This is a genomic window from Sphingopyxis sp. SE2, assembly GCF_032227185.1.
Taxonomy (GTDB): Bacteria; Pseudomonadota; Alphaproteobacteria; order Sphingomonadales; family Sphingomonadaceae; genus Sphingopyxis.
This window is the reverse complement of record NZ_JAPMXW010000001.1, coordinates 1796943-1820130: the sequence shown is the minus strand read 5'-3', so window position 1 is coordinate 1820130 and position 23188 is coordinate 1796943. Positions and strand designations below refer to the sequence as shown.

At 65.3% G+C, this 23188-nt stretch carries 24 protein-coding genes; 16 read left to right on the top strand and 8 right to left on the bottom strand.

Going from position 1 to position 23188, the window contains the following annotated elements; all coding sequences use genetic code 11:
• Positions 1-160: 160 nt before the first annotated feature.
• The 3 genes from OVY29_RS08695 to OVY29_RS08685 all read left to right on the top strand — a co-directional run bounded on the left by OVY29_RS08695 (position 161) and on the right by OVY29_RS08685 (position 3947).
• Positions 161-1285: a DUF47 family protein gene (locus OVY29_RS08695; RefSeq protein WP_200880203.1), complete on the top strand. Its 1125-nt coding sequence runs from the start codon at positions 161-163 to the stop codon at positions 1283-1285.
• A gap of 15 nt (positions 1286-1300) precedes the next feature.
• Positions 1301-2314, top strand: coding sequence for an inorganic phosphate transporter (locus tag OVY29_RS08690; RefSeq protein ID WP_037556547.1), 1014 nt, complete (start codon positions 1301-1303; stop codon positions 2312-2314).
• 70 nt (positions 2315-2384) lie between these two features.
• Positions 2385-3947 carry a hypothetical protein gene (locus OVY29_RS08685; RefSeq protein ID WP_313911176.1) on the top strand — a complete coding sequence of 521 codons (1563 nt, stop codon included), beginning with the start codon at positions 2385-2387 and terminating at the stop codon, positions 3945-3947.
• On the opposite strand, the gene rimO is transcribed toward OVY29_RS08685, so the two are convergent.
• Positions 3944-5311, bottom strand: coding sequence for a 30S ribosomal protein S12 methylthiotransferase RimO (gene rimO / locus OVY29_RS08680; protein WP_037556550.1), 1368 nt, complete (start codon positions 5309-5311; stop codon positions 3944-3946). The two genes, OVY29_RS08685 and rimO, sit on opposite strands and share 4 nt — an antisense overlap.
• Positions 5312-5403: 92 nt before the next feature.
• Between rimO and OVY29_RS08675 the strand changes: the two genes are divergently transcribed.
• The gene (locus tag OVY29_RS08675) at positions 5404-5733 is read left to right on the top strand and encodes a DUF423 domain-containing protein (RefSeq protein WP_313912051.1); all 330 of its coding nucleotides are present in this window, start codon (positions 5404-5406) and stop codon (positions 5731-5733) included.
• A gap of 24 nt (positions 5734-5757) precedes the next feature.
• Here OVY29_RS08675 and OVY29_RS08670 read toward each other — a convergent pair whose 3' ends face one another.
• The 5 genes from OVY29_RS08670 to OVY29_RS08650 form a co-directional block, all read right to left on the bottom strand.
• On the bottom strand, positions 5758-6825 hold the full coding sequence (locus OVY29_RS08670; RefSeq protein ID WP_037556552.1) for a potassium channel family protein: 1068 nt from the start codon (positions 6823-6825) through the stop codon (positions 5758-5760).
• A 33-nt stretch (positions 6826-6858) separates the two neighbouring features.
• Complete coding sequence (surE, locus tag OVY29_RS08665) at positions 6859-7623, bottom strand: 5'/3'-nucleotidase SurE (protein ID WP_037556554.1); 765 nt, start codon at positions 7621-7623, stop codon at positions 6859-6861.
• A gap of 97 nt (positions 7624-7720) precedes the next feature.
• On the bottom strand, positions 7721-9001 hold the full coding sequence (gene serS, locus OVY29_RS08660) for a serine--tRNA ligase (RefSeq protein WP_037556555.1): 1281 nt from the start codon (positions 8999-9001) through the stop codon (positions 7721-7723).
• A 221-nt stretch (positions 9002-9222) separates the two neighbouring features.
• Positions 9223-9681 carry an SRPBCC family protein gene (locus OVY29_RS08655; RefSeq protein WP_037556556.1) on the bottom strand — a complete coding sequence of 153 codons (459 nt, stop codon included), beginning with the start codon at positions 9679-9681 and terminating at the stop codon, positions 9223-9225.
• Complete coding sequence (locus tag OVY29_RS08650) at positions 9678-10022, bottom strand: ArsR/SmtB family transcription factor (protein WP_037556557.1); 345 nt, start codon at positions 10020-10022, stop codon at positions 9678-9680. The genes OVY29_RS08655 and OVY29_RS08650 overlap by 4 nt, the downstream gene beginning before the upstream one ends.
• A gap of 155 nt (positions 10023-10177) precedes the next feature.
• On the opposite strand from OVY29_RS08650, the gene OVY29_RS08645 reads away from it, so the two are divergent.
• The 4 genes from OVY29_RS08645 to OVY29_RS08630 all read left to right on the top strand — a co-directional run bounded on the left by OVY29_RS08645 (position 10178) and on the right by OVY29_RS08630 (position 12642).
• Positions 10178-10993 (top strand): hypothetical protein, encoded by an 816-nt coding sequence (locus tag OVY29_RS08645; RefSeq protein ID WP_235211563.1) that lies wholly within the window; start codon positions 10178-10180, stop codon positions 10991-10993.
• A gap of 51 nt (positions 10994-11044) precedes the next feature.
• Positions 11045-11473, top strand: coding sequence for a hypothetical protein (locus tag OVY29_RS08640; RefSeq protein ID WP_313911175.1), 429 nt, complete (start codon positions 11045-11047; stop codon positions 11471-11473).
• A 234-nt stretch (positions 11474-11707) separates the two neighbouring features.
• Positions 11708-12169, top strand: a complete 462-nt coding sequence (gene dksA, locus OVY29_RS08635; protein ID WP_037556559.1) for an RNA polymerase-binding protein DksA — start codon at positions 11708-11710, stop codon at positions 12167-12169.
• Positions 12170-12276: 107 nt separating this feature from the next.
• Positions 12277-12642, top strand: a complete 366-nt coding sequence (locus tag OVY29_RS08630) for a PilZ domain-containing protein (RefSeq protein WP_037556660.1) — start codon at positions 12277-12279, stop codon at positions 12640-12642.
• Between the two features lie 46 nt (positions 12643-12688).
• Here OVY29_RS08630 and OVY29_RS08625 read toward each other — a convergent pair whose 3' ends face one another.
• Entirely contained in the window at positions 12689-12847 is a 159-nt protein-coding gene (locus tag OVY29_RS08625; RefSeq protein ID WP_081933159.1) for a DUF465 domain-containing protein, read from the bottom strand.
• Positions 12848-12970: 123 nt separating this feature from the next.
• Between OVY29_RS08625 and OVY29_RS08620 the strand changes: the two genes are divergently transcribed.
• Positions 12971-13168, top strand: coding sequence for a YdcH family protein (locus tag OVY29_RS08620; RefSeq protein WP_037556561.1), 198 nt, complete (start codon positions 12971-12973; stop codon positions 13166-13168).
• Positions 13169-13402: 234 nt separating this feature from the next.
• Entirely contained in the window at positions 13403-13870 is a 468-nt protein-coding gene (locus OVY29_RS08615; protein ID WP_235211564.1) for a DUF1465 family protein, read from the top strand.
• Between the two features lie 187 nt (positions 13871-14057).
• Here the strand turns inward: OVY29_RS08615 and OVY29_RS08610 are convergent, their stop codons facing one another.
• Positions 14058-15137: a DUF2332 domain-containing protein gene (locus OVY29_RS08610; protein WP_037556562.1), complete on the bottom strand. Its 1080-nt coding sequence runs from the start codon at positions 15135-15137 to the stop codon at positions 14058-14060.
• 39 nt (positions 15138-15176) lie between these two features.
• Here OVY29_RS08610 and hisG point away from each other — a divergent pair, with 39 nt between their 5' ends.
• The 6 genes from hisG (at position 15177) to OVY29_RS08580 (ending at position 23185) form a co-directional block, all read left to right on the top strand.
• On the top strand, positions 15177-15833 hold the full coding sequence (hisG, locus tag OVY29_RS08605) for an ATP phosphoribosyltransferase (RefSeq protein WP_037556563.1): 657 nt from the start codon (positions 15177-15179) through the stop codon (positions 15831-15833).
• The gene (gene hisD / locus OVY29_RS08600) at positions 15820-17112 is read left to right on the top strand and encodes a histidinol dehydrogenase (RefSeq protein ID WP_037556565.1); all 1293 of its coding nucleotides are present in this window, start codon (positions 15820-15822) and stop codon (positions 17110-17112) included. The genes hisG and hisD overlap by 14 nt, the downstream gene beginning before the upstream one ends.
• A 7-nt stretch (positions 17113-17119) precedes the next feature.
• A complete protein-coding gene (gene nusB, locus OVY29_RS08595; RefSeq protein WP_037556566.1) occupies positions 17120-17575 on the top strand; it encodes a transcription antitermination factor NusB in 456 nt (151 codons plus the stop codon).
• A gap of 118 nt (positions 17576-17693) precedes the next feature.
• Positions 17694-18626, top strand: coding sequence for a thiamine-phosphate kinase (gene thiL / locus OVY29_RS08590; protein ID WP_037556568.1), 933 nt, complete (start codon positions 17694-17696; stop codon positions 18624-18626).
• 181 nt (positions 18627-18807) lie between these two features.
• Positions 18808-20922: a sodium-translocating pyrophosphatase gene (locus OVY29_RS08585; RefSeq protein WP_037556570.1), complete on the top strand. Its 2115-nt coding sequence runs from the start codon at positions 18808-18810 to the stop codon at positions 20920-20922.
• A 190-nt stretch (positions 20923-21112) separates the two neighbouring features.
• Entirely contained in the window at positions 21113-23185 is a 2073-nt protein-coding gene (locus OVY29_RS08580; RefSeq protein ID WP_052182374.1) for an alpha/beta hydrolase family protein, read from the top strand.
• The last annotated feature ends 3 nt before the right edge of the window (positions 23186-23188 follow it).

The following is a 23188-nucleotide window of genomic DNA, read 5'->3' as shown; positions in this document are numbered from 1 at the left end:
ACGCACCGCGTTGCATTTTGCAATCGAATTGACAGCCCTGAAAGTAGGGGTTTGCGAGGCGCCGTCCCTTGTGGCTGTCACATTATTGTCATAGGGGCGAAACCCAATTGTCATCAATCTGCCATCGCGCCGCATCAACTATAGGAAAGGATTGATCTAAATGCGCCAGATCGCGGTCCTGCCCTATCGATTCGGCGGCCCTCAGCAGGACGGCCCGACCGAAATCCTGCTGATCACCTCGCGCGAAACGAAGCGCTGGGTGGTGCCGAAAGGCAATCCGCTCAACGGGATGACGCGCCACGCTGCCGCGGCGATCGAAGCTGAGGAAGAGGCGGGCGTGATCGGCGCGGTCTGTCCGACGCCAATCGGCAGCTATGAATATCGCAAGCGCCGCGCGAACGGCGCGTCGATCATGTACAATGTCGAGGTCTTTCCGCTCGCGGTGACCAACGAACTCGACGAGTGGAAGGAAATGGATGAGCGCGAACGCAAATGGTTCTCGTTCCGCGAGGCCGCGAAGGCGGTCGACGAGGCCGATTTGCAGGCGCTGATCCGTTCCTTCGGCGATGGCGGCTTCCGCGCCGTCGCGCAGCCGCGCGACGTGGTTCAGAATATGAGTGACAAGACAGGGGTAAGCCGCATGTTCGCATGGTTTCAGCGTTTGCTGCCGCGACAGGGAAATTTCTTCGAATTGTTCGAAGGCCACGCGGCGACGCTCGTCGCGGGGGCGAACGCGCTGTCGCGGATGCTACAGGGCGGGGAGGGCATGGCCGACCATGTCCAGGAGATCATCGAGCGCGAGCATGATGCCGACGCGATTACGCGCGAAGTGCTTCAGACCGTCCGCCGTACTTTCCTGACCCCCTTCGACCGCAGCGCGATCACCGATCTAATCGCCTCGATGGACGATGCGATCGACGAAATGCAGAAGACCGCGGGTGCGGTCGACCTCTACGACGTCACCGAGTTCGAGCCCGAGATGCGCGACATCGCGGGCATCATCGTCGATGCCGCGCGCCTGACCGCCGAGGCGCTACCGCTGCTCCGCAACATTGGCGCCAACGGCCCGCGCCTCCACGAACTCACCGAACGGCTGGTGCGGATGGAGGGCCATGCCGACGAAATCCACGCCGCGGGGCTCAAGCGTCTGTTCCGCGAACATGGCGAGGCGAATCCGACGCGCTTCCTGATCGCGCGCGAGCTGTTCCGCCATCTCGAACGCGTCACCGACAGTTTCGAGGATGTCGCGAACGAAATCGACGGCCTGGTCATCGACCACGCATAAGCGGGGGCGTCCTTCATGCACGAACTCGCTTTCCCGCTCCTCGCCGGCCTTATCGTCCTCGCGCTGGCGTTCGACTTTCTGAACGGTCTGCACGACGCCGCCAATAGCATCGCGACCGTCGTCGCGACGCGCTTGCTGCGTCCGGTGCAGGCGGTGCTGTTCGCCGCCTTCTTCAACTTCGCCGCCTATTTCCTCAGCCTTGCTTTCCCGGCGCTGCACAAGGTGGCGGAGACGATCGGCGCGGGCTTGATCGACAAGGATCTGGTGACGCCGGCGGTCGTGTTCGGCGCGCTGGTCGGCGCGATGTTCTGGAATGTCGTCACCTGGCTCAAGGGCATTCCCTCTTCGTCGAGCCACGCGCTCGTCGGCGGGATCGTCGGCGCGGGCGTTGCCCATGCGGGATTTGAAGGCATCCAGTGGACCGGGCTCAACAAGACGGTCATCGCGATCTTCCTGTCGCCGATGCTCGGCATGTTCCTCGCGATGCTGGTGATGTTGATCAGCAGTTGGGCGCTCCGCCGCGCCACCGCGAAGTTTGCGGAGAGCACGTTCCGTACTCTCCATCTCTTCTCGTCGGCTGCCTATTCGCTGAGCCACGGGCTCAACGACGCGCAGAAGACGATGGGGATCATCGCGGTCCTCCTCTATTCGACCGGCTATCTGTCGGGCGAATTCCATGTGCCGCACTGGGTCGCCTTCGCCTGCTATATCGCGATCGCCCTGGGCACGCTGTCGGGCGGGTGGAAGATCATCGAGACGATGGGCGGCCGCATCACCAAGCTGTCGCACCATCAGGGTTTCGCCGCCTCGACCGGGGGGTCGATCATGGTATTCACCGCGAGCCTGCTCGGCATTCCGGTTTCGACGACGCACACGATCACCGGCAGCATCATCGGCGCCGGCGTCGCGCGCCGTGCGAGCGCGGTGCGTTGGGGCGTCGCGGGCAATGTCGTCGCGGCTTGGTTCATCACCATACCCGCGAGCGCGGTCGTCGCGGCGGCTTTTTACGGGATTACGCGGCTGTTCTGACCTTGGAGGCTTTTGACAGGCGGGCCAAACCGCTTCATGTTCGTCTGCGATCAGGCGGGGAGGATGTGGTTTGAGATTCTGGGCCGGTGGTTTGCTCCTGTTCGCTTTTTTGTCGTCCGGGGTGCGGGGAGCCGAGACGCCCGCAGTCGACCCGGCCAGCCTCGATAACGACGCACTGCTGAAGCGGGCTACGGCGCTCTACGCCGCGGAAGGGACGAGCGCATGCCGAGACATGGTCCCGGTCCTGACGGAGATCGTACGGCGGAAATCTTTCGATCCGAGCTTTGTCTCGTTCAAGCTGCGGTTCGACTTGCAATGCGCGATCGATGAGAAGCGCTATGATGAGGCCTATGCGCTGCTGACCCAGAACGAAAAGGTAAACGGCCCAGTCGTGGCGCCGATCGCCACGGTGATGATTGCGCTGGAAGCGAAGCAATATGATGCGGCGATCGACCGCCTGATCGCCGGGGCGATGAAGCCTGCCGACGCGGGCGGACTGGCTGACCCGATCAACAATTTTCGCTGGCTGGGCCGCAAGCTGGCGGAGGCCGACCGACCCGATCTGGCATTGGCCCTGAACCGCCGCTTCGTGAATGCGCCGATCTTCCGGACCCTGCCTGACCGTGACCGGGATAATGTCCGCGAGAGCTTGTTCGTGCGCGAGGTCGAGGCCGGCAATATCGAGGCCGCGAGGCCGCTGCTTGACAGTATCACCGAGCCCTTTTGGTATTTCCGCCTGCTCGCCGATCGCCGCTATTCCGCTTTCTGGCCCGAGCTTGAACGCAGCGCGGGGCCGAACATGGAGAGCGCGTTCGAGACCAATATCGGAAGGGCGCGGGCCGACCGGCGCCGGAGTCCCGAGGATATCGAGAAACTGTCGGCGCTTGTCACCGCGCTCGACGAGGCCGGCCGTTATGACGAGGTGCTGGCACTGACCGAGAGTTTCGCCGATCCGGCGAAGTTTGAGACGCTGGGCGAATATCATTTCTGGGCCCTTGATTCGCGGACCAATGCGCTGGATGGACTGGGACGCGAAGCGGAAGCGAACGCGCTGTTCGACGCGATGGCTGCGATCCCGTTCGATGCGAACAAGAATGGTTGGCTGGTCAACTTCGTGGCGAATCGGACCGCCCGCCTCGCGAGAATGGGCGAATGGGAGAAGGCGTTGGCGGCATCCGAGCGTGCCATCTTTGTGGCAAGCCAATATGGCAGCCCCTATGTGCGGCAGTTCCTCGCCGCGGACCGCGCCTGCGCGCTGGAGAAACTCGGTCGGAAGGCTGAATCGCTGCCGCTGCTCGCCACCGTGGAGAAAAACCGCGCCGATTCGCCGTCGGCGGCGGTTGAGGCGTTGCAATGCGCCGGACGCACCGACCGCGCGGCGGAAATCGTGATCGAATCGCTCCGCGATCCCGCGCTGCGCACCGACATGCTGCGCAATTTGCAGGGTCAGGAGTTCACGACGCAGGCGGTACGAACCGACGGCGAGGATCATTTTCTGCCGCTCAAGTCGCGGCCCGACGTTGCGGCGATCTACAACGAGGTGGGCCGCGACCTGCCCTCTTCGCTGGTCACGCCGGCGGGCAAGCGCTGGTTGGAACAGCAGGCGGCCGCCTCGGCGGCAACCGGCGGTTAGACCACCGCCCCGAACAAATCATGCTCGTCGGCGTCCTCGATCTCGACGTCGACGATGTCGCCGGGCTTCAGTGTCTCCGCGACGTCGCGGAGATAGACGTGGCCGTCGATCTCGGGCGCGTCGGCCTGGCTGCGGCCGGTGGCGCCGATGCTGCCGTCTTCGTCGGCTTCGCCGACCTCGTCGATGATCACGGGCAGCGTGCGGCCGATCTTGGCTTCGAGCTTCGCGGCGCTGATCGCAGCGGTTTTCGCCATGATCCGCTGATAGCGCTCTTCCTTGACCTCTTCGGGCACGGGATCGGGCAGCGCGTTGGCCTGGGCGCCCGCAACGGGTTCGAAGCGGAAGGCGCCGACGCGGTCGAGCTGCGCTTCGTCTAGCCAGTCGAGAAGATATTGGAAATCTTCTTCGGTTTCGCCGGGGAAGCCTACGACGAAGCTCGAGCGGATCGAAATGTCGGGGGCGATCGCGCGCCAGCTCTTTAGCCGTTCGAGCACCTTCGCTTCGTTCGCAGGGCGCTTCATGCGCTTGAGGACGCTCGGGCTCGCGTGCTGGAAGGGGATATCCAGATATGGGGTCAGCAGCCCCTCGGCCATCAGCGGAATGACAGCGTCGACGTGCGGATAGGGATAAACATAGTGGAGGCGCACCCACGGCGCGCGGCCTTCGCCGATCCTGAGCTGGCCGAGTTCGCGCGCGAGGTCAGTCATGTGTGCGCGCACCTCGCGGCCGTGCCATTGGCGCGGGTCGTGACGAATATCAACGCCATAGGCCGAAGTATCCTGGCTGATCACCAGCAATTCCCTCGTCCCCGCGGCGACGAGCTTTTCGGCCTCGCGCAGCACCGCATCGATACGGCGGCTGACGAGTTTACCGCGCAGGTCGGGAATGATGCAGAAAGAGCAGCTGTGGTTGCAGCCTTCGCTGATCTTCAGATAGCTGTAATGGCGCGGGGTGAGCTTGAGCCCGCCCTCGGGCACCAGATCGATGAACGGGCCCTGCGTCGGCGGCGCGGCGTCGTGGACGGCGTCGACGACCTGCTCGTACTGATGCGCGCCGGTGACCGCGAGCACCTTGGGGAAGCGGGCGCGGATGACGTCGGCCTCGTTACCCATGCAGCCGGTGACGATGACGCGACCGTTCTCGGCCATCGCTTCGCCGATCGCCTCGAGGCTTTCTTCCTTCGCCGAGTCGAGGAAGCCGCAGGTGTTGACGAGCACGACGTCGGCGCCCGCATAGTTGGGCGAGAGGCCGTAACCATCGGCGCGGAGCTTGGTCAGAATCCGTTCGCTGTCGACGAGCGCCTTGGGGCAGCCGAGCGAAACCATGCCGACCTTCGGCTGGGAGGGGAGCGTTTTGACTGTCATGATTGGCGGCGCCCATAGTCGATTTCGCGGCGCTTGTCACGCGCGGCGCTTATGGGCATGGAGCGCGCGGTTCGGACGAAAAGGGTGAATATATGGCGATCGGAGCATTTGCGGCGATTTCGGCGGCGATGGCGGTCGCGGCGGGCGCGTTCGGCGCGCATGGCGCGTCGGGGCCGCAGGAGGCCGAGTGGCTGCGCACCGGCGGCGTCTATCAACTGGTCCATGCAGTCGCGGCGCTCGCCATCATGGGGTTCGCGCGCGGACCGGCGATCATGCTGCTCGGCGGCGCGGCGATCTTTGCGATTACGCTCTATGCGATGGCGCTGGGCGCGCCGCGCTGGCTCGGCGCGGTGACGCCGGTCGGCGGCGGCCTGCTGATCATCGGCTGGCTGTGGGCCGGCTGGCTTTACTGGCGGGCCTAGCAGGGGGCGGGAGCAGGCGGGGCGCTAGCCGCCGGGAACGCTTGCTTCGGACTCTTCGCAGCGGACGACCTCGACGATCATGTCGCCATGCGCGAGTTGCTGTGCTTCGGGCTCCCAGAAGCCATAGGGCTTGCCACCGCGATAGATGCGCAGGCCGCGTCCGCCGCTGGCGAGCTGGTCGATGCCAAGCCCTACCTCTTCGGCGGCGATCCGCCGTTCGCGAAGCTGGACCCGACCGCCGATGCTGGCAAGGTCGGCCATATATTCTGCGACATGCGCACCCTGTGCCGATCCGGCAAGCAGCAGGCCGGTGAAGCTGACCGGGTTGATGACATTGTTCGCGCCTGCCTGTCGTGCCAGCAGTTCATTGTCCTGCGCACGGATGACGACGCTGATGGGCACGTTCGGCGCAAGATGACGGACGGTGAGCACGATCAGGATGGAGGTGTCGTCGCGTCCCGCCGAGACGAGCACCGATTGCGCCTCGTTGATCCGCACGTCGACGAGCGTGTCGTCGTTCGACGCATCGCCCTCGAGCACATTGCAACCCGCGGCTTCGGCGGCATTGATCCGGTTGCGTGCCTGGTCGATCACGACGATGCACGACGGGTCGGTGCCGCGCTGGATCAACTCGTGCACAGCCTCGCCGCCGCTGACGCCGTAGCCGAGTACGACGATATGGTTGGTGAGTTTGGACTGAATGCGGGCCATACGCCATTTTTCCCATGTGCGCTTGATGACGAAATTATAGGCGGTGCCGACGAAGATGAAGAGCACCGCGATGCGGATCGGCGTGACGATCACGGCTTCGATCAGCCGCGACCGGTCCGATATCGGGGCAATATCGCCGAACCCGGTCGTCGTGACCGAGATCATCGTGAAATAGACGACGTCGAGGAAGCTGATCTTGCCGTCATGATGGTCGATCAAGCCATCGCGATCGATCCAGTGGACGAGCACGACCACGCCGATCAACAGGAAGGCGACGCCAAGCCGGGTGATAAGGTCGGCCCAGACCGGCCATTTGCTTGCGCGCTTCAGCAGGTGGAAGCCGCTCTGGATCTGGAGCTTGGGGTTCGGCCGTTTGCTCATCGCGGCCCTTGTGCCAAAGCCGCGCGCGTAACGCTAGCCGCCATAAGCGCCGCGCAGCGCGGCGAGCGAGGCGTCGTGGGTCAGATCGAGCTGGAGCGGAGTGACCGAAATATAATCGTCGTCGATCGCCTCGAGATCGCTGTCATGGCCGAGGCTGTGCTCGATGCCGTGCAGCCCGAACCAGTAATAGCGATAGCCGCGCGGGTCGGTGCCCTCGACGATCGAGCCGCGGCCATAGTCGTGGAAACCCTGCCTTGTAACGCGAATGCCCTTGACCTCGGCGGCGGGCAATGCGGGGAAGTTGATATTGATGAGCGTGCGTGGCGCCATGTCCATCGTCACGAGCGGGGCCAGCACCTTGGCGCCCCAATGTTCGGCCGCCTCGAACGGCACGCTGTCGCCCATGCCTTCGCGGGCATAGACCTGACTGAGCGCGATGGCGCGGATGCCCGCGAGCGCCCCTTCGATCGCCGCCGAAACGGTGCCCGAATAGGTGATGTCATCGCCAAGGTTGGCGCCGCGATTGACGCCCGAAAGGATGAGGTCGGGCTTTTCGGGCATCAGCTTGCCGATCGCCATCATCACCGAATCGGTCGGAGTGCCGCTACACGACCAGCGGCGCGGCCCATGCTCGCGGATGCGCACGGGACGCGAGAGGGTGAGCGAGTGGCCCGCGCCCGATTGTTCCTCGGACGGGGCGCAGACCCAGATGTCGTCTGAAAGCTGCCGCGCGATCGCCTCCAGCACCGCCATGCCGGGGGCGTGATAGCCGTCGTCGTTGGTGAGGAGGATGCGCATTATTGTGACTTTCCTTGCTCGTCACCCCGGACTTGATCCGGGGTCCATGACGCCGTCGCCGAATGGATGCCGGATCAAGTCCGGCATGACGAAAATGTTAAATCGCAGGGATAAGTTTCGTGATCCCGCCCATATAGGGCAGCAACGCCTTCGGAATGTCGACGCTGCCGTCGGCCTGCTGATAATTTTCGAGGATCGCGACGAGCGTGCGGCCGACCGCAAGGCCCGAGCCGTTGAGCGTATGGACGAACTCGTTGCCCTTTACGTCCTCGCGGCGGAAACGCGTGTTCATGCGGCGCGCCTGGAAGTCGCCGCAGTTCGAGCAGCTCGAAATCTCGCGGTAGCTGTCCTGCCCCGGCAGCCAGACTTCGAGGTCGTAGGTCTTGCGCGCCGCGAAGCCCATGTCGCCGCTGCACAGCAGCATTTTCCGATACGGCAGCTCGAGCGCCTCGAGGATTTCCTCGGCCGCGCGCGTCTTGCGTTCGAGTTCGGCATCGCTGTCCTCGGGGCGGGTGATCGAAACCAGCTCGACCTTCCAGAATTGATGCTGGCGGATATAGCCGCGCGTGTCGCGTCCCGCCGATCCGGCTTCGGAGCGGAAGCAGGGGGTGAGCGCGGTCATGCGGATGGGCAGATCGGCCTCGGGCAATATCTCTTCGCGCACCGCGTTGGTCAGGCTCATCTCGGAGGTCGAGATCAGCCAGCGGCCGTCGGTGGTCTGGAACAGGTCCTCGCGGAATTTCGGGAGCTGCGTCGTGCCGAACGCCGCCTCGTCGCGCACCATCAGCGGCGTCGCGCATTCGGTATAGCCCGCCTCGACCGTCTGCTTGTCGATCATGAACTGGCCGAGAGCGCGCTCGATCCGCGCCATCTGGCCTTTCAGGAAAGCGAAGCGCGCGCCCGACATTTTCGCCGCGGTCTCGAAGTCGAGCCCGAGCGCGGGCGCGAAGTCGGCATGTTCCTTTGGGCTGAAGTCGAAGCTGCGCGGCGTGCCCCAGCGCGAGATTTCGACATTGCCCGCTTCGTCTTCGCCATCCGGAACGTCATCGGCGGGGAGGTTGGGGAGCGCGGCGAGCCTGTCCTGCAGCGCCGCCAGTTGCGCGCGTTCGGCTTCCTCCTTGGCGGGAAGGGAGGTCTTCAATTCGGCGACTTCGGCCTTCAGCGCCTCGGCCTGGTCCTTGTCGCCCTGCGCCATCGCCTGCCCGATCAGCTTCGACGCCTCGTTGCGGCGCGCGAGCGCTGCCTGAATCTCGGTCTGCAGCGCGCGCAGCGACGCGTCGGCGGCAAGAATATCGGCGGACAAGGGGTCGAGGCCGCGGCGCGCGAGGCCGGCATCGAAGGCTTGCGGGTCATCCCGGATCAGGCGGATATCGTGCATGGCGGCGCTATGGCGTTGCGGGGTGCAAGGCGCAAGCCCGACTTCACCTGATCCTCCCTGTCGCGGAGCGATGGGGAGGGGGACCGCTCGCGTAGCGAGTGGTGGAGGGGCCGCGCCATAGCCCCTCCGTCAGCGCTGCGCCGAAGACGCAGTTTATCCTGAGCGCCCGCAAGGCAGTCGAAGGCCGCCGCCGCCTCCCCATCGCTGCGCGACAGGGAGGATTATTTTTCCAGCATCGCCGCGAGCTGGCCGATCGCCGTGCCCCATCCTTCCTGGAAACCCATTTCGTCGTGCTTCGCGCTGTCCTCAGGGTTCTTGTGGAGCACGCGCGCCGAATAGAGCGTGCCGCCGTCCTTCGCCTCGAAGGTCAGGATCGCGGTCAGCGCGAGCCAGGGTTCGGCGGGCTGCCAGCCTTCGGTCAGCACGGTCGTGAAGACGATGCGTTCGTTCGGCACCGCTTCGAGGAAACAGCCGTCGACATGCGGCCCGAAGTCGCCGCCGCCCTCGCGCATCCGCGTCACGAAACCGCCGCCGGGGCGCACGTCGAGCTTGTCGACGCGGCATTCGATCGGCGCGGGGATCCACCATTGCGCGAGTTTTGCAGGGTCGCTCCACGCGTCCCACACGACCGACGGCGGCGCGGCGATATGGCGCGCGATGGTGAGTTCGCTTTTGCTCATGATTTTTCCTCCGGGGGATTTAGCGATTCGACGAAAGCGGCGAGGCGGTCGGTGCGGCCCTGCCAGACGGCGCGTTGCTCCGCGAGCCAGCCCTCGGCCGCCGCAAGCCGCGCGGCATCGACGCGGCAGGTGCGGACACGGCCCTGCTTTTCGGTGTGGATCAACCCCGACGCTTCAAGAACCGAGAGATGTTTCAGGAAGGCGGGAAGGCCCATTTCGAACGGTTCGGACAGCCGCTTTACGGGAGCGGCGCCCGTGAGCAGCCGGCTGACGACGGCGCGGCGCGTCGGGTCGGCGAGCGCATGGAAAACGGTATCGAGGGCTGTTTGTTGGTTCGCCATATGGTGAACTATAGAGATGGTTTTCCATTTGGCAAACTGATTGGCGAAGGCGTTAAAAAAGGGCCGCCCCGAGGGGGCAGCCCTTAGTTCGGTGGTCCGGGTTAGCCCCCCTGACCGCCAGTGGATTTCCTCAAGCCGCGTCGGCGTCGTCGTCGTTGCGATTCGCAGCGCGGCGGCGCGCCACAAGCGCGGCTGCTGCTGCCCCGAACAATAGCATCATCGGCGGCGCAGGAACAGGGGTCGGATCGCCCGACGAGCTGCTGGTGCTGCCGCCCGAGCTCGACGAGGAACTCGACGACGAACTGCTGCTCGACGAAGAGGAGGACGAGCTGGTGCTGCCGGTGGAGCCGAAGCTGCTGCTGCCACCGGTCGCACCCGACGAGGTGCTGCTGCTCGACGAAGAGGAGGAAGAGGACGACGAACTGCTGCTCGACCCGCCCGAACTGCCGCCGTGCGACGAGCTGCCATGGCCGTGCGAGCTGCCGCCCGACGAAGAGGAACTCGATGAGGAGGATGAGGATGAGGAGCTCGACGATGAGCTGCTGCTCGACGACGAGGTGCTGACGCTGCCGGTCGAGGTCGACACATTGCCCGACGATGTCGAGGTGCTGACGCTGCCCGTCGAGGTCGACACGTTGCCCGAGGAAGTGCTGACGCTGCCGGTCGACGTCGACACGCCGCCCGTGGACGTCGACACGCCGCCGGTCGAGGTTGAAACGCCGCCCGTGGACGTCGAAACGCTGCCGGTCGAGGTCGAGACCCCCGACGAGGTGCTGGTCGAGGTCGACACGCCGCCCGTCGTCGTCGAGGTGACGACGATGCTGCCGCTGCTGCCGCCGCCCGAGCTGCCGCCGAAGAAGCCCCCGAAGAAGCCGCCGCCGAACCCGCCGCCAAAACCGCCGCCGATGACCGTCACGCCGCCGCCGCTACCGCCGCCGCCTTCCCAGCCCGATTGCGGAAAGGGCGCGTAGGGGATCGGGGGCAAGGGGATCGTCTGCGTCACCACCTGCGTCTGCGGGGTGATGGTGCGGATCACCTTCTTCGTCGTAACGACGCGGCGGACGCGCTTCACCGGCTTGCGCGCAGCGTGGCGTTTGCGCACGACCTTTTTCTTGGCGACGCACGGCGAGCAGGACTGGACCTGCGCCCGCGCCTTCGGAACGTCGGTGATCTGCATCGCGCCGCTACCGATGATCGCCCCGCCGCAGGTGCAGGCGCAAAGCTTGGCAAGGGCCATTCGAACAGACATAGGCTTCTCTTTCTTTCCCGTTGCAGGTGCGAAGCGCCCTCGACCGACACCCCCAATTCACCTTCGCTATAACCCAAAAGGCCAAAGCTTTGTGAATGCGGCAATTCCGTTAACCGCGTTTACCTGTCCGAGAGCGGGAAAAGGAGCGCGGAATCAACAAAAACGCCATATCTGTCCCAAAACAGCACGAATAATGCAGTAATCCTGTGCGATTGGTTAACCTTCGGACCTAAATCGCCGTCCCGGTGCGAGCGATGGGGTGACCGGACGGCCCGCGGATTCACCCCAAATATACAGACGGTTCATCGCCGCTTCACGCCAAGTCGCTATCGGCAGCTTCGGCGCTTGTATCGCGGGCGGTGGCTGGTTATAGGCGCGCCACTCCCTAAGCCGCTTGCGGCCCGCCGGGTGACAGGAAAGGACGCGAGAGCCCCTCATGCCGACCAAGATTGCCGATGTTGGCGCAGACGCGCTTCGTGAAGCCAGGTCCAATCTCGATTCGGATTATGTCCCCAGCGACGACGAAGAGTTTATGAACGAGCGGCAGCAGGATTATTTTCGCGGCCTGCTGCTCGCCTGGAAAAAATCGATCCTGTCCGAATCGGAATCGACGCTTGCGCATCTTCAGGATGGCCCGCTGCGCGAACCCGACCTCGCCGACCGCGCGTCGAGCGAGACCGATTGGGCGATCGAGCTGCGCACCCGCGATCGTCAACGAAAACTGATCGCCAAGATCGATTCGGCGATCCGCCGCATCGAAGAGGGCGAATATGGCTATTGCGCGGTGACCGGCGAGCCGATCTCGCTCGCGCGTCTGCAGGCCCGGCCGATCGCGACGATGACGCTGGAGGCGCAGGAGCGCCACGAGCGTAACGAACGGATTTCACGCGAGGATTGATCGCGGGCTCCGCGCCCCATTTACGATTCGGCAACTGCTGGGCCCTAGATTCCGCGCCTCGATACGAAAGAAACGGGGCGCAAATGGATTCGCAAAGACCGGCATCGGTGGACGAGGAGGTCGCGGCGCTGTCGCGCGGCGCCGATCGCGACAGCCTGTTCATGCAGGCGCAACTGGCGCTGCCCGGCGGCGGCGGGTCCGTCACCGTGCGCGTGCGCAACCTATCGCCCGGCGGGATGCTTGCCGAGGGCAAGGTCGTCGTCGCGCAAGGAGCGGCGGTCGAAGTCGACTTGCGTAACATCGGGCCGGTCGCCGGGCGCGTGATCTGGGTCGGCGAGGGCAAGTTCGGCATCGCCTTCGACCGCGCGATCGATCCGCAGGCGGTGCGTCGTCAGGTGGTTTCGCAGTCCGATTTGCCGCCGCATCTGCGGCGCACGGGCCTCGAGCGGGGGCCCCTCTATCGCCGGCGCTGATGCGTCCTTGAACAGGGTGGCATCAGCGGGGCGATAGCGCTGGCGATCAGCCGATCGCGAGCATCTCCTCCTTGAGTTTCAGTTTCTGCTTCTTGAGCTGCGCGACGACTCCGGTATCGGGGGCGGGACGGCGCTCTTCATTCGCAATTTTCGCATCGAGGTCCGCGTGGCGGGACTTCAGGGTGGAAAGGTGCGACGTGCTCATTGGCATTCTCCTTTTCGACTCGATGGGCAGGACGAAGTAAAACATGAAACCGCCCCGATGTCGTGACGATTCGCTCAGGCGGTCCCCGTTGCGGACTAATGGTGAACGTGGCAGGGAGGCCGTGTGAGCCCCGAGGAAATTACCCAGCGCCTGGAACTGCTTCGCATCGAGCATCGCGACCTCGACGCCGCGATCATCGCGCTCGGCGAAGGGACGGCGGCCGACCAGCTGCAGATCGCGCGGCTGAAAAAGCGCAAGCTCAAGCTGCGCGACGAGATCGCCTGGTGCGAGGATCAACTGCTGCCCGACATCATCGCCTAGGATCGGCCGACATTCGGCCCATGCCGGCCTGCAAATGGCGATTTCCCGCGCTTCCGGTGCTCACCTACTGAAGTAGGCCGCGCTCCGGGTCGCGAAAAATCACCATTTTCGGCTCGGCCTGAGCCAAATCTCGACCAATCCTAAATGCCTGAATTAAAACGGGACGTCCGATGCCCTCAATTTCATGGTTACCGACGTTGCGGACCCGATAGCGGACATGGCATCTCCGGTGTCATGGCCGGCGGGGACATGAACATGATGGCGATCGATGTGCCGGTGCAGCGCGCGCAGGTCGAAAATCTCTATGTCGAGGCGATGCTGCTCGCCGACGAGGCGCATGCGGCCTTTGCCGCGCAGCGCGACCTCGGCAGTGTTCGCGGCAACGCGGCGGCGCAGATCGGCCTCGCCTGCGAATCGCTGAAGACGACGACGCGGCTGATGCACGTCATCGCCTGGCTACTCCACCGCCGCGCGATGTTCGCGGGGGATCCGGGCGCCGGGCCAAACGACAGCGCGGCGCGGATCGGCGCGCCGGTCGCGGCCGACTGGAATGTCTGCGAAGGGTTCGACGCGTCGGTCCGCCGGATCATCGCCGCCAGCGAGCGGTTGTTCGAGCGGATCGCGGTAATGGAGGCCGGCTGGAAAGCGCCGGCAGTGACGCCGGTGCAGGCGCTGCTCGCGCGGCTGGAAGCGCGGCTTTGAAGCATGGGACGCGGGTTGCGAGCGGCGGGTTTTGGCCGAAAGCTGCCGTCGCCCCCGCGAAGGCGGGGGCCGCTGTCGGTTTACGCAGGCGCCGCTGAATAAGGCCGCTAGCGGCCCCCGCCTTCGCGGGGGCGACGCATTCTCTAAACGGCAGCTCCCCACCCCGAAGCCGACCCCGAGTCCGGAGCTACCCCAGCCACTCCACCCACGCGCCATGCGCATGCGCGTGGGCCAGTTTCTTCGGCGTCTCACCTCCCGGCCAATACCGCACCACCAATTCATGATGATGCACCGTCCGGTTCGCCTCGAGCGCGACCCACGCCAGCGGACGCTCGGGCGTCGCCCGCGCGCCCGCTTTTTCCATCGCGGCGGTGACGCGCGCCTGCTGGTCGGCGGGGACATATTGCCAGACGATCGAGTGCATGAGCAGCCGCGTCGTGCCCGCGACCTGAGGCTTTGCGAGCTCGGCTTCGACGAAATCGGCGGCGTTGGCGCGGACCAGATTCGGCTTTGCCGCATGCGCCTCGGCGATCGCGGCCTCGATGCGCGCGAAGCGGATTTCATGCTCGGGCCAGATATAGGCCTTGAGCCGCAGCGCCTGCGCGGGGTCGGTCAGATCGACCGGTGCGACGTCGCAGCCCTTGAGGCTCGCGATCTCGATGGCGTGCATCGGCGGATGGCGGCCGCGCCATTCGGGGGTAAAGGTCATAGCGCCCGGCTGCGGCCCGACATGCACGCCGCCGAGGTCGTAATGATAGCGATCGATCATCAGGTTGATCCCGGCGCTCGACCCGATCTCCAAGCATTCGAAGCGCGGCGGCACGCCCTGCTCGGCGAGCCAGAGCATCGCGGCGACGAAGTTCGACGAACGTCCCGCCTCATTGGTCTGCGGCGGGCCGTCGAGCCACGGGAGCAGCGCTGCCTCGTGCCGCCGGACGACCCCGGCGACGATGGCGTCGTCGTTGATATCCTCGGCATCGGCATAGACGGGCGCGAGCTCGTGCGCCGCGCCCGACAGGTGGAGCGCATGAATCCCGCCCGCGGCGCGCAGCGGCAGCGCATCGGCGAGCGGCGCGCCCTGCCAGCCTGCGATGCGGCGCGCGAATTCGCTCGCCGGTTTGTCGAGCAGCGATCCCAGCGCGGCGACGACGCGCGCGGTGACCCGCGCGTCATTGTGGCGGCAATAGGCGACCTGATTGGCGAAAGCGGTGCGGACGGCCTTCGGGCCGGTTTCGGCCATGTCGATGAAGTCGTAGCGGTCGCTCATTGCCCTTTTTCCTCTCGCCGCTTATGGGCGCGCAAGCTTATGCCCGAACCGATCATCTTTGCCATCCCGAAGGGACGCATCCTCGACGAGGCGCTGCCCCTGCTTGCGCGGGTCGGGATAGAACCTTCGGACGAGTTTTTCGACAAGAAAAGCAGAGCGTTAGTTTTTGGGACAAACCAGCCGCACATCTCGCTGATCCGCGTGCGCGCCTTCGATGTCGCGACCTTCGTCGCGCATGGCGCGGCGCAGCTCGGCATCGTCGGGTCGGACGTCGTCGACGAGTTCGATTATTCGGAACTTTACGCGCCGGTCGACCTTGGTATCGGCCACTGCCGCCTGTCGCTCGCGGGACCCGAGGGCAGCGCGCCGCCGGGGCTCGGCGAAAGCCATATCCGCGTCGCGACCAAATATCCCGGAACGACGCGCCGCTGGTTCGAGGCGCAGGGCATCCAGGCCGAGTGCATCAAGCTGAACGGCGCGATGGAGATCGCGCCGAAGCTGGGGCTTGCCTCGCACATCGTCGACCTCGTCTCGACCGGGCGCACGCTCGTCGAAAATGCCCTCGCCGAGCAGAAGATCATCAGCGAGGTGTCGGCGCGGCTGATCGTCAACCGCGCGGCGTTCAAGCTGCGTTCGGCCGAAGTGCCGGCGCTGGTCGAGAAATTCCGCGAGGCCGCAGCTCATGCGGCGGCTTGACGCCTCCGATCCCGGCTTTGCGGCCGAGTTCGACGCGCTGGTCAATGATCGGCGCGAGAGCGCATCCGACGTGTCGGCCGACGTCGCGGCGATCATCGCGCGGGTGAAGGCCGAGGGCGACGTGGCGCTCGCCGATTATACCGCGAAGTTCGACCGCTTCGATTTGGGCGCGAGCGGGTGGAGCATTTCGAAAGCCGAATGCGCCGCAGCCTATGAGGCACTTGCGCCCGGGCTGCGCGATGCGCTGAACCTCGCCGCGACCCGCATCCGCGCCTATCACGCCGCGCAGCTTCCCGAGGACCGCGACTATCGCGACACCGCGGGCGCGCGGCTTGGCGCACGCTGGCGCGCGGTTGACGCGGCGGGTGTCTATGTCCCCGGCGGGCGCGCGGCCTATCCCTCGTCGGTGCTGATGAACATCCTTCCCGCCAAGGTCGCGGGGGTCGAGCGGATCGTGATGATGACCCCGACGCCGGGCGGCGAGACCAACCCGGTCGTGATGGCCGCGGCGCATATTGCCGGGGTCGACGAGATCTGGCGCGTCGGCGGCGCGCAGGCGATCGCGGCGCTCGCCTATGGTACCAACCGCATCGCGCCGGTGGATGTCGTAACGGGGCCGGGCAATGCGTGGGTCGCCGAGGCGAAGCGCCAACTCTACGGCGTCGTCGGTATCGACATGGTCGCGGGACCGAGCGAGATCGTCGTCGTCGCCGACGCAAAGAACGAACCGCACGTCATCGCCGCCGACCTGTTGAGCCAGGCCGAACATGATCCGACGAGCCAATCGATCCTCTTCACCGACGACGGCGACTTCGCCGATGCCGTCGCGGCGGCGGTCGCGCATGTCATCCCGACGCTCAGCACCGCATCGACGATGCAGGCGAGCTGGGCCGACAATGGCGCGGTGATCGTCGTGCCGCGCCTCGCCGACGCGATTCCCCTGTGCGACCGGCTCGCGCCCGAGCATCTCGAACTCGCGGTCGATCCCGCCGAGGCCGACGCGCTCTTCGCCAAGGTGCGCCACGCGGGCTCGGTCTTCCTTGGCCGCCAGACGCCGGAGGCGATAGGCGATTATGTCGCGGGGCCGAACCATGTCCTCCCCACCGGCCGCCGCGCGCGCTTTTCGAGCGGGCTGTCGGTCACCGACTTCATGAAGCGCACGAGCTTCCTCGCGCTCGACGAAGCGTCGCTGGCGGCGATCGGCCCCGCCGCCGTCGCGCTCGCGGGTGCCGAGGGGCTACCTGCCCATGCGCTCAGCGTCCAGAATCGATTAAAGTAGAAAAGCCATGAACAAACGCGCCCAATCCCGCTCCGCCGCCCGCCTCGCCGCCGTGCAGGCGCTCTACCAGCACGAGATGGAAGCGACGCCGGTCGCGCAACTCATCCACGAGTTCCACCAGCACCGCATCGGCGCGATCATCGAGGACGCCGAATATGCCGATGCCGACATTCCCTTTTTCGACGATATCGTGAAGGGCGTGCTTGCGCGCGCGGACGAAATCGACGCGGCGATCGTCGCGCGGCTCGCGAGCGGCTGGACGATGGACCGGCTCGACCGCACGATGAAGGCGATCCTGCGCGCGGGCACCTATGAGCTGATCGCGCGCGGCGACGTGCCCGTCGGCGCCGTGGTCAGCGAATATGTCGATGTCGCCAAGGCGTTTTTCGACCAGCGCGAGGCGGGGTTCGCGAACGGCTTGCTCGACGCGATCGGCAAGGATGTGCGGGGAACCAGCGCATAAGATATCCGTTCGCATCGAGCGAAGTCGAGATGCCCCTCGGCTTGGCGCTACGGCGATGGGTGTCTCGACTTCGCTCGACCCGAACGGACAGAGAGCATCCCTCGAACGAGAGGGTAATATGAGCGAAGCCGATTTTATCGCCCGCCTGCGCGCCATCGCGACCGATCCCGCCGCGCGTGGGCTTGCCGACGATGCGGCGGTGCTGGGCGACCTAGTCCTCACCCACGACATGATCGTCGAGGGCATCCATTTCCTCCCCGACGAACGGCCGCAGGATGTCGCGTGGAAGCTCGTCGCGGTGAACCTGTCCGACCTGGCGGCCAAGGGCGCGGCGCCGCTCGGCGTGCTTGCCGGCTATAGCCTGACCGGCGACGAACATTGGGACGCAGCCTTCGTCCGTGGCCTTGGCGAAGTCCTGCGCCGATACGAAGTGCCGCTTTTGGGCGGGGACACGGTGGGCATTCCCGAAGGCGCGCCGCGCACCCTCGGGCTGACCGCGATCGGCAGGGCGCCCGCGACGGGGGCGCCAGCGCGAAACGGCGTCCGGCCGGGCGACCAGATCTGGGTCACAGGGACGATCGGCAACGCCGGGCTGGGCCTTGCGATGCGACTGGGGCAGCTCGATCCGAACGAGACCTGCCTCGAAGCCTATCGCCGTCCGCAACCGCAGCTCCGCTTCGGGCAGGCCGTCGCGTCGCACGTCCACGCGATGATGGATGTCTCCGACGGCCTGCTGATCGACGGACAGCGCATGGCCGAAGCGAGCGGTTGCGAACTCGGCATCATGCTCGAGACGATCCCGCTGTCGGCAGCGCTGCTCGCGGTGCGGCCCGACGTCCTCGATACGCGGCTCGCGGCTGCGACGGCGGGTGACGATTACCAGCTGCTGTTCACCGCCGACCCCGGTTCGGCTGGCGCCATTCGCGAAGCGGCGGCAGGGCTCGACGTTGCGGTGACGCCGATCGGCCATGCCGGGGTGGGCGAGGGAATCATGCTGACCCACCGTGCCCAGCGTATCGCGGTGCCCGAGCGGCTGGGCTTCATGCACTGATCCGAAAGCACGGAAAAGCGCCGAATAACCGGGGTTGCGCGCCGCATTCTTTCTTCCCATAACTCGGCGTCCAAATTTGGGGCGGTCGCATCAGGGGAGAGAGCGAACCGGCATCAATAAGTCGGACGTGCTCGACTGCTATCTTCTGCGTCGCCCTTCTCATGGGAAGGAAGCAACACGCATGAATCCGGTTTTGATCGCGATAGCGTGCGGCCTTTTGGCTGTGCTCTATGGATTCATTACCTCGCGGCAGGTGCTCAGCGCATCGGCGGGTAATGAGAAGATGCAGGAAATCGCCGGCGCCATCCAGGAAGGCGCCAAGGCCTATCTGGGCCGCCAATATCGCACCATCGCCATCGTCGGCGTCGTCGTCGCCATTCTGGTCGGGCTGTTCCTCGGCCCGATCTCGGCCGTCGGCTTTCTCATCGGCGCCATATTGTCGGGCGTTGCGGGCTTTGTCGGCATGAACATCTCGGTGAAGGCCAACGTCCGCACCGCTGCTGCGGCGCAGACCGGATTGCAGGCGGGCCTGACGATGGCGTTCCGCGCCGGCGCGATCACCGGCATGCTCGTGGCGGGGCTTGCCTTGCTCGCGATCTCGGTCTTCTTCTGGTATCTGATCGGCCCCGGCGGCTTTACCGTCGGCGGCGAGGATCGCACCGTCGTCGATGCGCTCGTCGCGCTGGCCTTCGGCGCGTCGCTGATCTCGATCTTCGCGCGTCTCGGCGGCGGCATCTTCACCAAGGCGGCCGACGTCGGCGCCGACCTCGTCGGCAAGGTCGAGGCGGGCATTCCCGAGGATGATCCGCGCAACCCCGCGGTGATCGCCGATAACGTCGGCGACAATGTCGGCGACTGCGCGGGCATGGCGGCCGACCTTTTCGAAACCTATGTCGTCACCGTCGGCGCGACGATGGTGCTGATCGCGCTGCTGCTGAAGGGCGCGGGCGACGCGCTTGTGCCGCTGATGAGCCTGCCGCTCTTGATCGGCGGCGTGTGCATCATCACCTCGATCATCGGCACCTACTTCGTCCGCCTCGGCTCGTCGAACAATGTCATGGGCGCGATGTACAAGGGCTTCCTCGTCACCGCGATCCTCTCGATCCCGGCGATCTGGTTCTCGACCCGATATGCGCTTGGGGACATGAGCGCGACGATCGCGGGCACCGACTTCAACGGCAGCGACCTTTTCTATTGCTCGCTGCTCGGCCTCGCGATCACCGGGCTGATCATCTGGATCACCGAATATTATACCGGCACAAACTATCGTCCGGTGCGCAGCATCGCCAAGGCGTCGGAAACGGGTCATGGCACCAATGTGATCCAAGGCCTCGCCATCAGCCTTGAATCGACCGCGCTGCCGACGCTCGTCATCTGCGTCGGCATCATCGTCGCTTATCAGGTTGCGGGCATCATTGGCATCGCCTTCGGCGCCACCGCGATGCTCGCGCTTGCAGGCATGGTCGTCGCGCTCGACGCTTATGGCCCCGTCACCGACAACGCCGGCGGCATCGCCGAAATGGCGGGCCTCGACGACAGCGTGCGCGAAAAGACCGACCTGCTCGACGCCGTGGGCAACACGACCAAGGCGGTGACCAAGGGCTATGCCATCGGTTCGGCCGGGCTTGCGGCGCTGGTGCTGTTCGGTACCTACACCGCCGACATCAGCGAATATTCGGCCGCGCTCGGCATCGATGCGCCGCTGACCTTCTCGCTCTCGTCGCCCTATGTCATCGTCGGGCTGCTGCTCGGCGCGCTGCTGCCGTACCTGTTCGGTGCGCTCGGCATGACCGCGGTCGGCAAGGCGGCGGGCGACGTGGTGAAGGACGTGCGCGACCAGTTCGCGAACAACAAGGGCATCATGGACGGCACCAGCCGCCCCGATTACGCCCGCACCGTCGACCTCGTCACCAAGGCGGCGATCAAGGAAATGATCGTTCCGTCGCTGCTTCCGGTGCTCGCGCCGATCGTCGTGTTCTTCGTGATCCGCGCGGTCGCCGGTCCGGCGGCGGCATTGGAAGCGCTCGGCGCGCTGCTGCTCGGCGTGATCGTCGGCGGGCTGTTCGTCGCCATCTCGATGACCTCGGGCGGCGGCGCGTGGGACAATGCGAAAAAATATATCGAGGACGGCAACCACGGCGGCAAGGGCAGCGAGGCCCATAAGGCCGCGGTCACCGGCGATACCGTCGGCGATCCGTACAAGGACACCGCGGGGCCGGCGGTCAACCCGATGATCAAGATCACCAACATCGTGGCGATCCTGCTCCTCGCAGCGCTGGCGCACGGCGCGGCGTAGGCCGGGCCGCCGTCGCGGGCAAAGGAGCGGCCCCGCCGGAGCGATCCGGCGGGGCCTTTCCGGTTTCGATTTCAACTTCCTTTGTTGCCAACCGCGGACGGCTTTCATAGTCTCGCGGCCGAGGGAAGGCTTGCCAATCGGTCGGAAAGCCAGTGGGTTGCGCGCTTCGGCGACGCGATACGGAGGGAATATGCCCAAGAAGATGTTCGTTGCCGCGCTCCTGCTATCGGCCGCAGCGCTGCCGGCAGGCGTCGTCGCTCAGACGACGCCGGGAAAGCCGGTGGCCGAAAAGGTCAGTCTCGACACGCTCGCGTCGCTGCCGCTGATGAGCGATTTGCAGATGTCGCCGGGCGGCACCAAGATCGCGATGACGCTCGGTGCCGGCAACGAGTTCGGCTATGCCGTCCTCGACCTGTCGAAACCTGGCTCGAAGCCTCAGATTTTTGCGCGCGCTTCCACTTTCAAGGAAGCGGGGCAGCGCGATGTGACGAGCTATCGCTGGGTCGACGACCGCTACCTGATCCTCGAGCTGGCATCGCGCGAATTTGTCGCCGCCTTCGGCCAGCGCGTCGATATTCTGCGTCTCGCCGCCTATGACACCGAAACCGGCAAGACCCACCCGCTCGCCTGGGACCAGGCCACCGCCGACGCCTCGAACATCCTGCATATCGACAAGGAAAAGAAGCGCATCCTGCTCGGCCGCCAGATCGACGACGGCAATACCGAGAGGATGTTCAGTTATCAGGTCGATTGGGTCGATGTCGCGACGGGCAAAGTGCTCGAAAATGTGCAGCGGACCAATCCGATCGTGGACAGCTGGGCCGCCGACGGCGACGGGGTAGTGCGCATGGGGATCGGATCGGATCGCGACAGCGGCGAACAGCGTTATCTCTATCGCAGCAACGCGGGCGAAAATTTCCGGACGGTGCAGAAGGTCATCGACAAGAATTTCACCAGCGCGGGCATCCGGCCGCTCGTTTTTTTGAACGCGCCCGACATGGCGATCGTATCGAGCAATCACGAGGGCTATCGGGCGATTTACAAAGCCAATCTGGCGACGATGGAGATCTTAGAGAAGCTGTTCTCGATTCCCGGATACGACGTCGGCACCGCCATCCCCAACGAGGATCGTGACGGGATCGTCGGTTATGCCTATGCCACCGATCGTATTCGGCGCAAATTCACTGACGAACGCCTTGCCGCCGTCCAGAAATTCCTTGCGGAGGATTTCGGCGAGGCTAACGCGGTCATTGTCAGCAGCGATGACGGCGACAAGCGATTGATCGTGTCGATGGCCAGTCCCGAACAGATTGGAAGCTATTATCTTTACGACGTCGAAAGCGGGAAATTTTCGCTGATCGGGCATGCGAGCGACGCACTGGGCGACGGCAAGCTGAACCCCGTCAAGACGATCCGGTACAAGGCGAGCGACGGGCTGGAGATCGAGGCGATCCTGACGACCCCGCGCCTGCGCGCCGGTCAGAAGAAGCTGCCGGTGGTCGTCCTGACCCACGGCGGCCCCTATGGTGTTCGCGACTATGCGTCATACGACCAGTGGGCGCAGACGATCGCCGAACAGGGTTATGTCGTGGTCCAGCCCAACTATCGCGGTTCGGGTGGCTACGGGAATGCGTTCGTCAAGGCGGGGCGCTCGGACGGCTTCGGCACGCGGATGCAGGACGATCTCAACGACGTCGTCGACCATCTGGCGGCGCAGGGCGTCGTCGATGCCGGTCGCGCGTGCGTGATGGGCTGGTCCTATGGCGGCTATGCGGCGGCGCGCGCGGCACAGCGCGATGCCGCTCGCTGGCGGTGCACGATCGCAGGAGCGGGCGTCTATGACCTGCCGATGATGCGCGATTACGACCAGGACTATCTCGGTTCGTTCGGCGCGAACTATCTTGCCAAGGGCGCGTCGTCGCTGTCCGACGTGTCGCCGGCGCGCAACACCGACGGCAAATGGGCGCCGATCCTGATCGTCCACGGCGTGCGCGATCCGCGCGTACCGATCGCGCAGGCGCGCACGCTGGTGTCGCGGCTGAAGGGGAGCGGCAAGCAGCAGGGCACGGATTTCGAATATATCGAGCAGCCGAAGAACGGCCATTATGGCATTTATTTCACCAAGGAAGAGCGGATCGAATGGTTGGGCGGCGCGGCCAACTGGCTCGCGCGCTTCAATCCCGCCTATATCCAGTCGGATGCCGATTACCCGAAAAAGCCGGCGGCCGACCCGCTGGTCGCCAATTTCAAGTTCGCGCGCTGAATT

Excerpts from the sequence above, each read along its gene's own strand:
- OVY29_RS08695 (WP_200880203.1), top strand. The coding sequence starts at position 161 with ATGCGCCAGATCGCGGTCCTGCCCTATCGATTCGGCGGCCCTCAGCAG.
- OVY29_RS08690 (WP_037556547.1), top strand. The coding sequence starts at position 1,301 with ATGCACGAACTCGCTTTCCCGCTCCTCGCCGGCCTTATCGTCCTCGCG.
- rimO (WP_037556550.1), bottom strand. The coding sequence starts at position 5,311 with ATGACAGTCAAAACGCTCCCCTCCCAGCCGAAGGTCGGCATGGTTTCG.
- OVY29_RS08675 (WP_313912051.1), top strand. The coding sequence starts at position 5,404 with ATGGCGATCGGAGCATTTGCGGCGATTTCGGCGGCGATGGCGGTCGCG.
- OVY29_RS08670 (WP_037556552.1), bottom strand. The coding sequence starts at position 6,825 with ATGAGCAAACGGCCGAACCCCAAGCTCCAGATCCAGAGCGGCTTCCAC.
- surE (WP_037556554.1), bottom strand. The coding sequence starts at position 7,623 with ATGCGCATCCTCCTCACCAACGACGACGGCTATCACGCCCCCGGCATG.
- serS (WP_037556555.1), bottom strand. The coding sequence starts at position 9,001 with ATGCACGATATCCGCCTGATCCGGGATGACCCGCAAGCCTTCGATGCC.
- OVY29_RS08655 (WP_037556556.1), bottom strand. The coding sequence starts at position 9,681 with ATGAGCAAAAGCGAACTCACCATCGCGCGCCATATCGCCGCGCCGCCG.
- OVY29_RS08650 (WP_037556557.1), bottom strand. The coding sequence starts at position 10,022 with ATGGCGAACCAACAAACAGCCCTCGATACCGTTTTCCATGCGCTCGCC.
- OVY29_RS08640 (WP_313911175.1), top strand. The coding sequence starts at position 11,045 with ATGGTGCGGATCACCTTCTTCGTCGTAACGACGCGGCGGACGCGCTTC.
- dksA (WP_037556559.1), top strand. The coding sequence starts at position 11,708 with ATGCCGACCAAGATTGCCGATGTTGGCGCAGACGCGCTTCGTGAAGCC.
- OVY29_RS08625 (WP_081933159.1), bottom strand. The coding sequence starts at position 12,847 with ATGAGCACGTCGCACCTTTCCACCCTGAAGTCCCGCCACGCGGACCTC.
- OVY29_RS08615 (WP_235211564.1), top strand. The coding sequence starts at position 13,403 with ATGGCCGGCGGGGACATGAACATGATGGCGATCGATGTGCCGGTGCAG.
- OVY29_RS08610 (WP_037556562.1), bottom strand. The coding sequence starts at position 15,137 with ATGAGCGACCGCTACGACTTCATCGACATGGCCGAAACCGGCCCGAAG.
- hisG (WP_037556563.1), top strand. The coding sequence starts at position 15,177 with ATGCCCGAACCGATCATCTTTGCCATCCCGAAGGGACGCATCCTCGAC.
- hisD (WP_037556565.1), top strand. The coding sequence starts at position 15,820 with ATGCGGCGGCTTGACGCCTCCGATCCCGGCTTTGCGGCCGAGTTCGAC.
- nusB (WP_037556566.1), top strand. The coding sequence starts at position 17,120 with ATGAACAAACGCGCCCAATCCCGCTCCGCCGCCCGCCTCGCCGCCGTG.
- thiL (WP_037556568.1), top strand. The coding sequence starts at position 17,694 with ATGAGCGAAGCCGATTTTATCGCCCGCCTGCGCGCCATCGCGACCGAT.
- OVY29_RS08585 (WP_037556570.1), top strand. The coding sequence starts at position 18,808 with ATGAATCCGGTTTTGATCGCGATAGCGTGCGGCCTTTTGGCTGTGCTC.
- OVY29_RS08580 (WP_052182374.1), top strand. The coding sequence starts at position 21,113 with ATGCCCAAGAAGATGTTCGTTGCCGCGCTCCTGCTATCGGCCGCAGCG.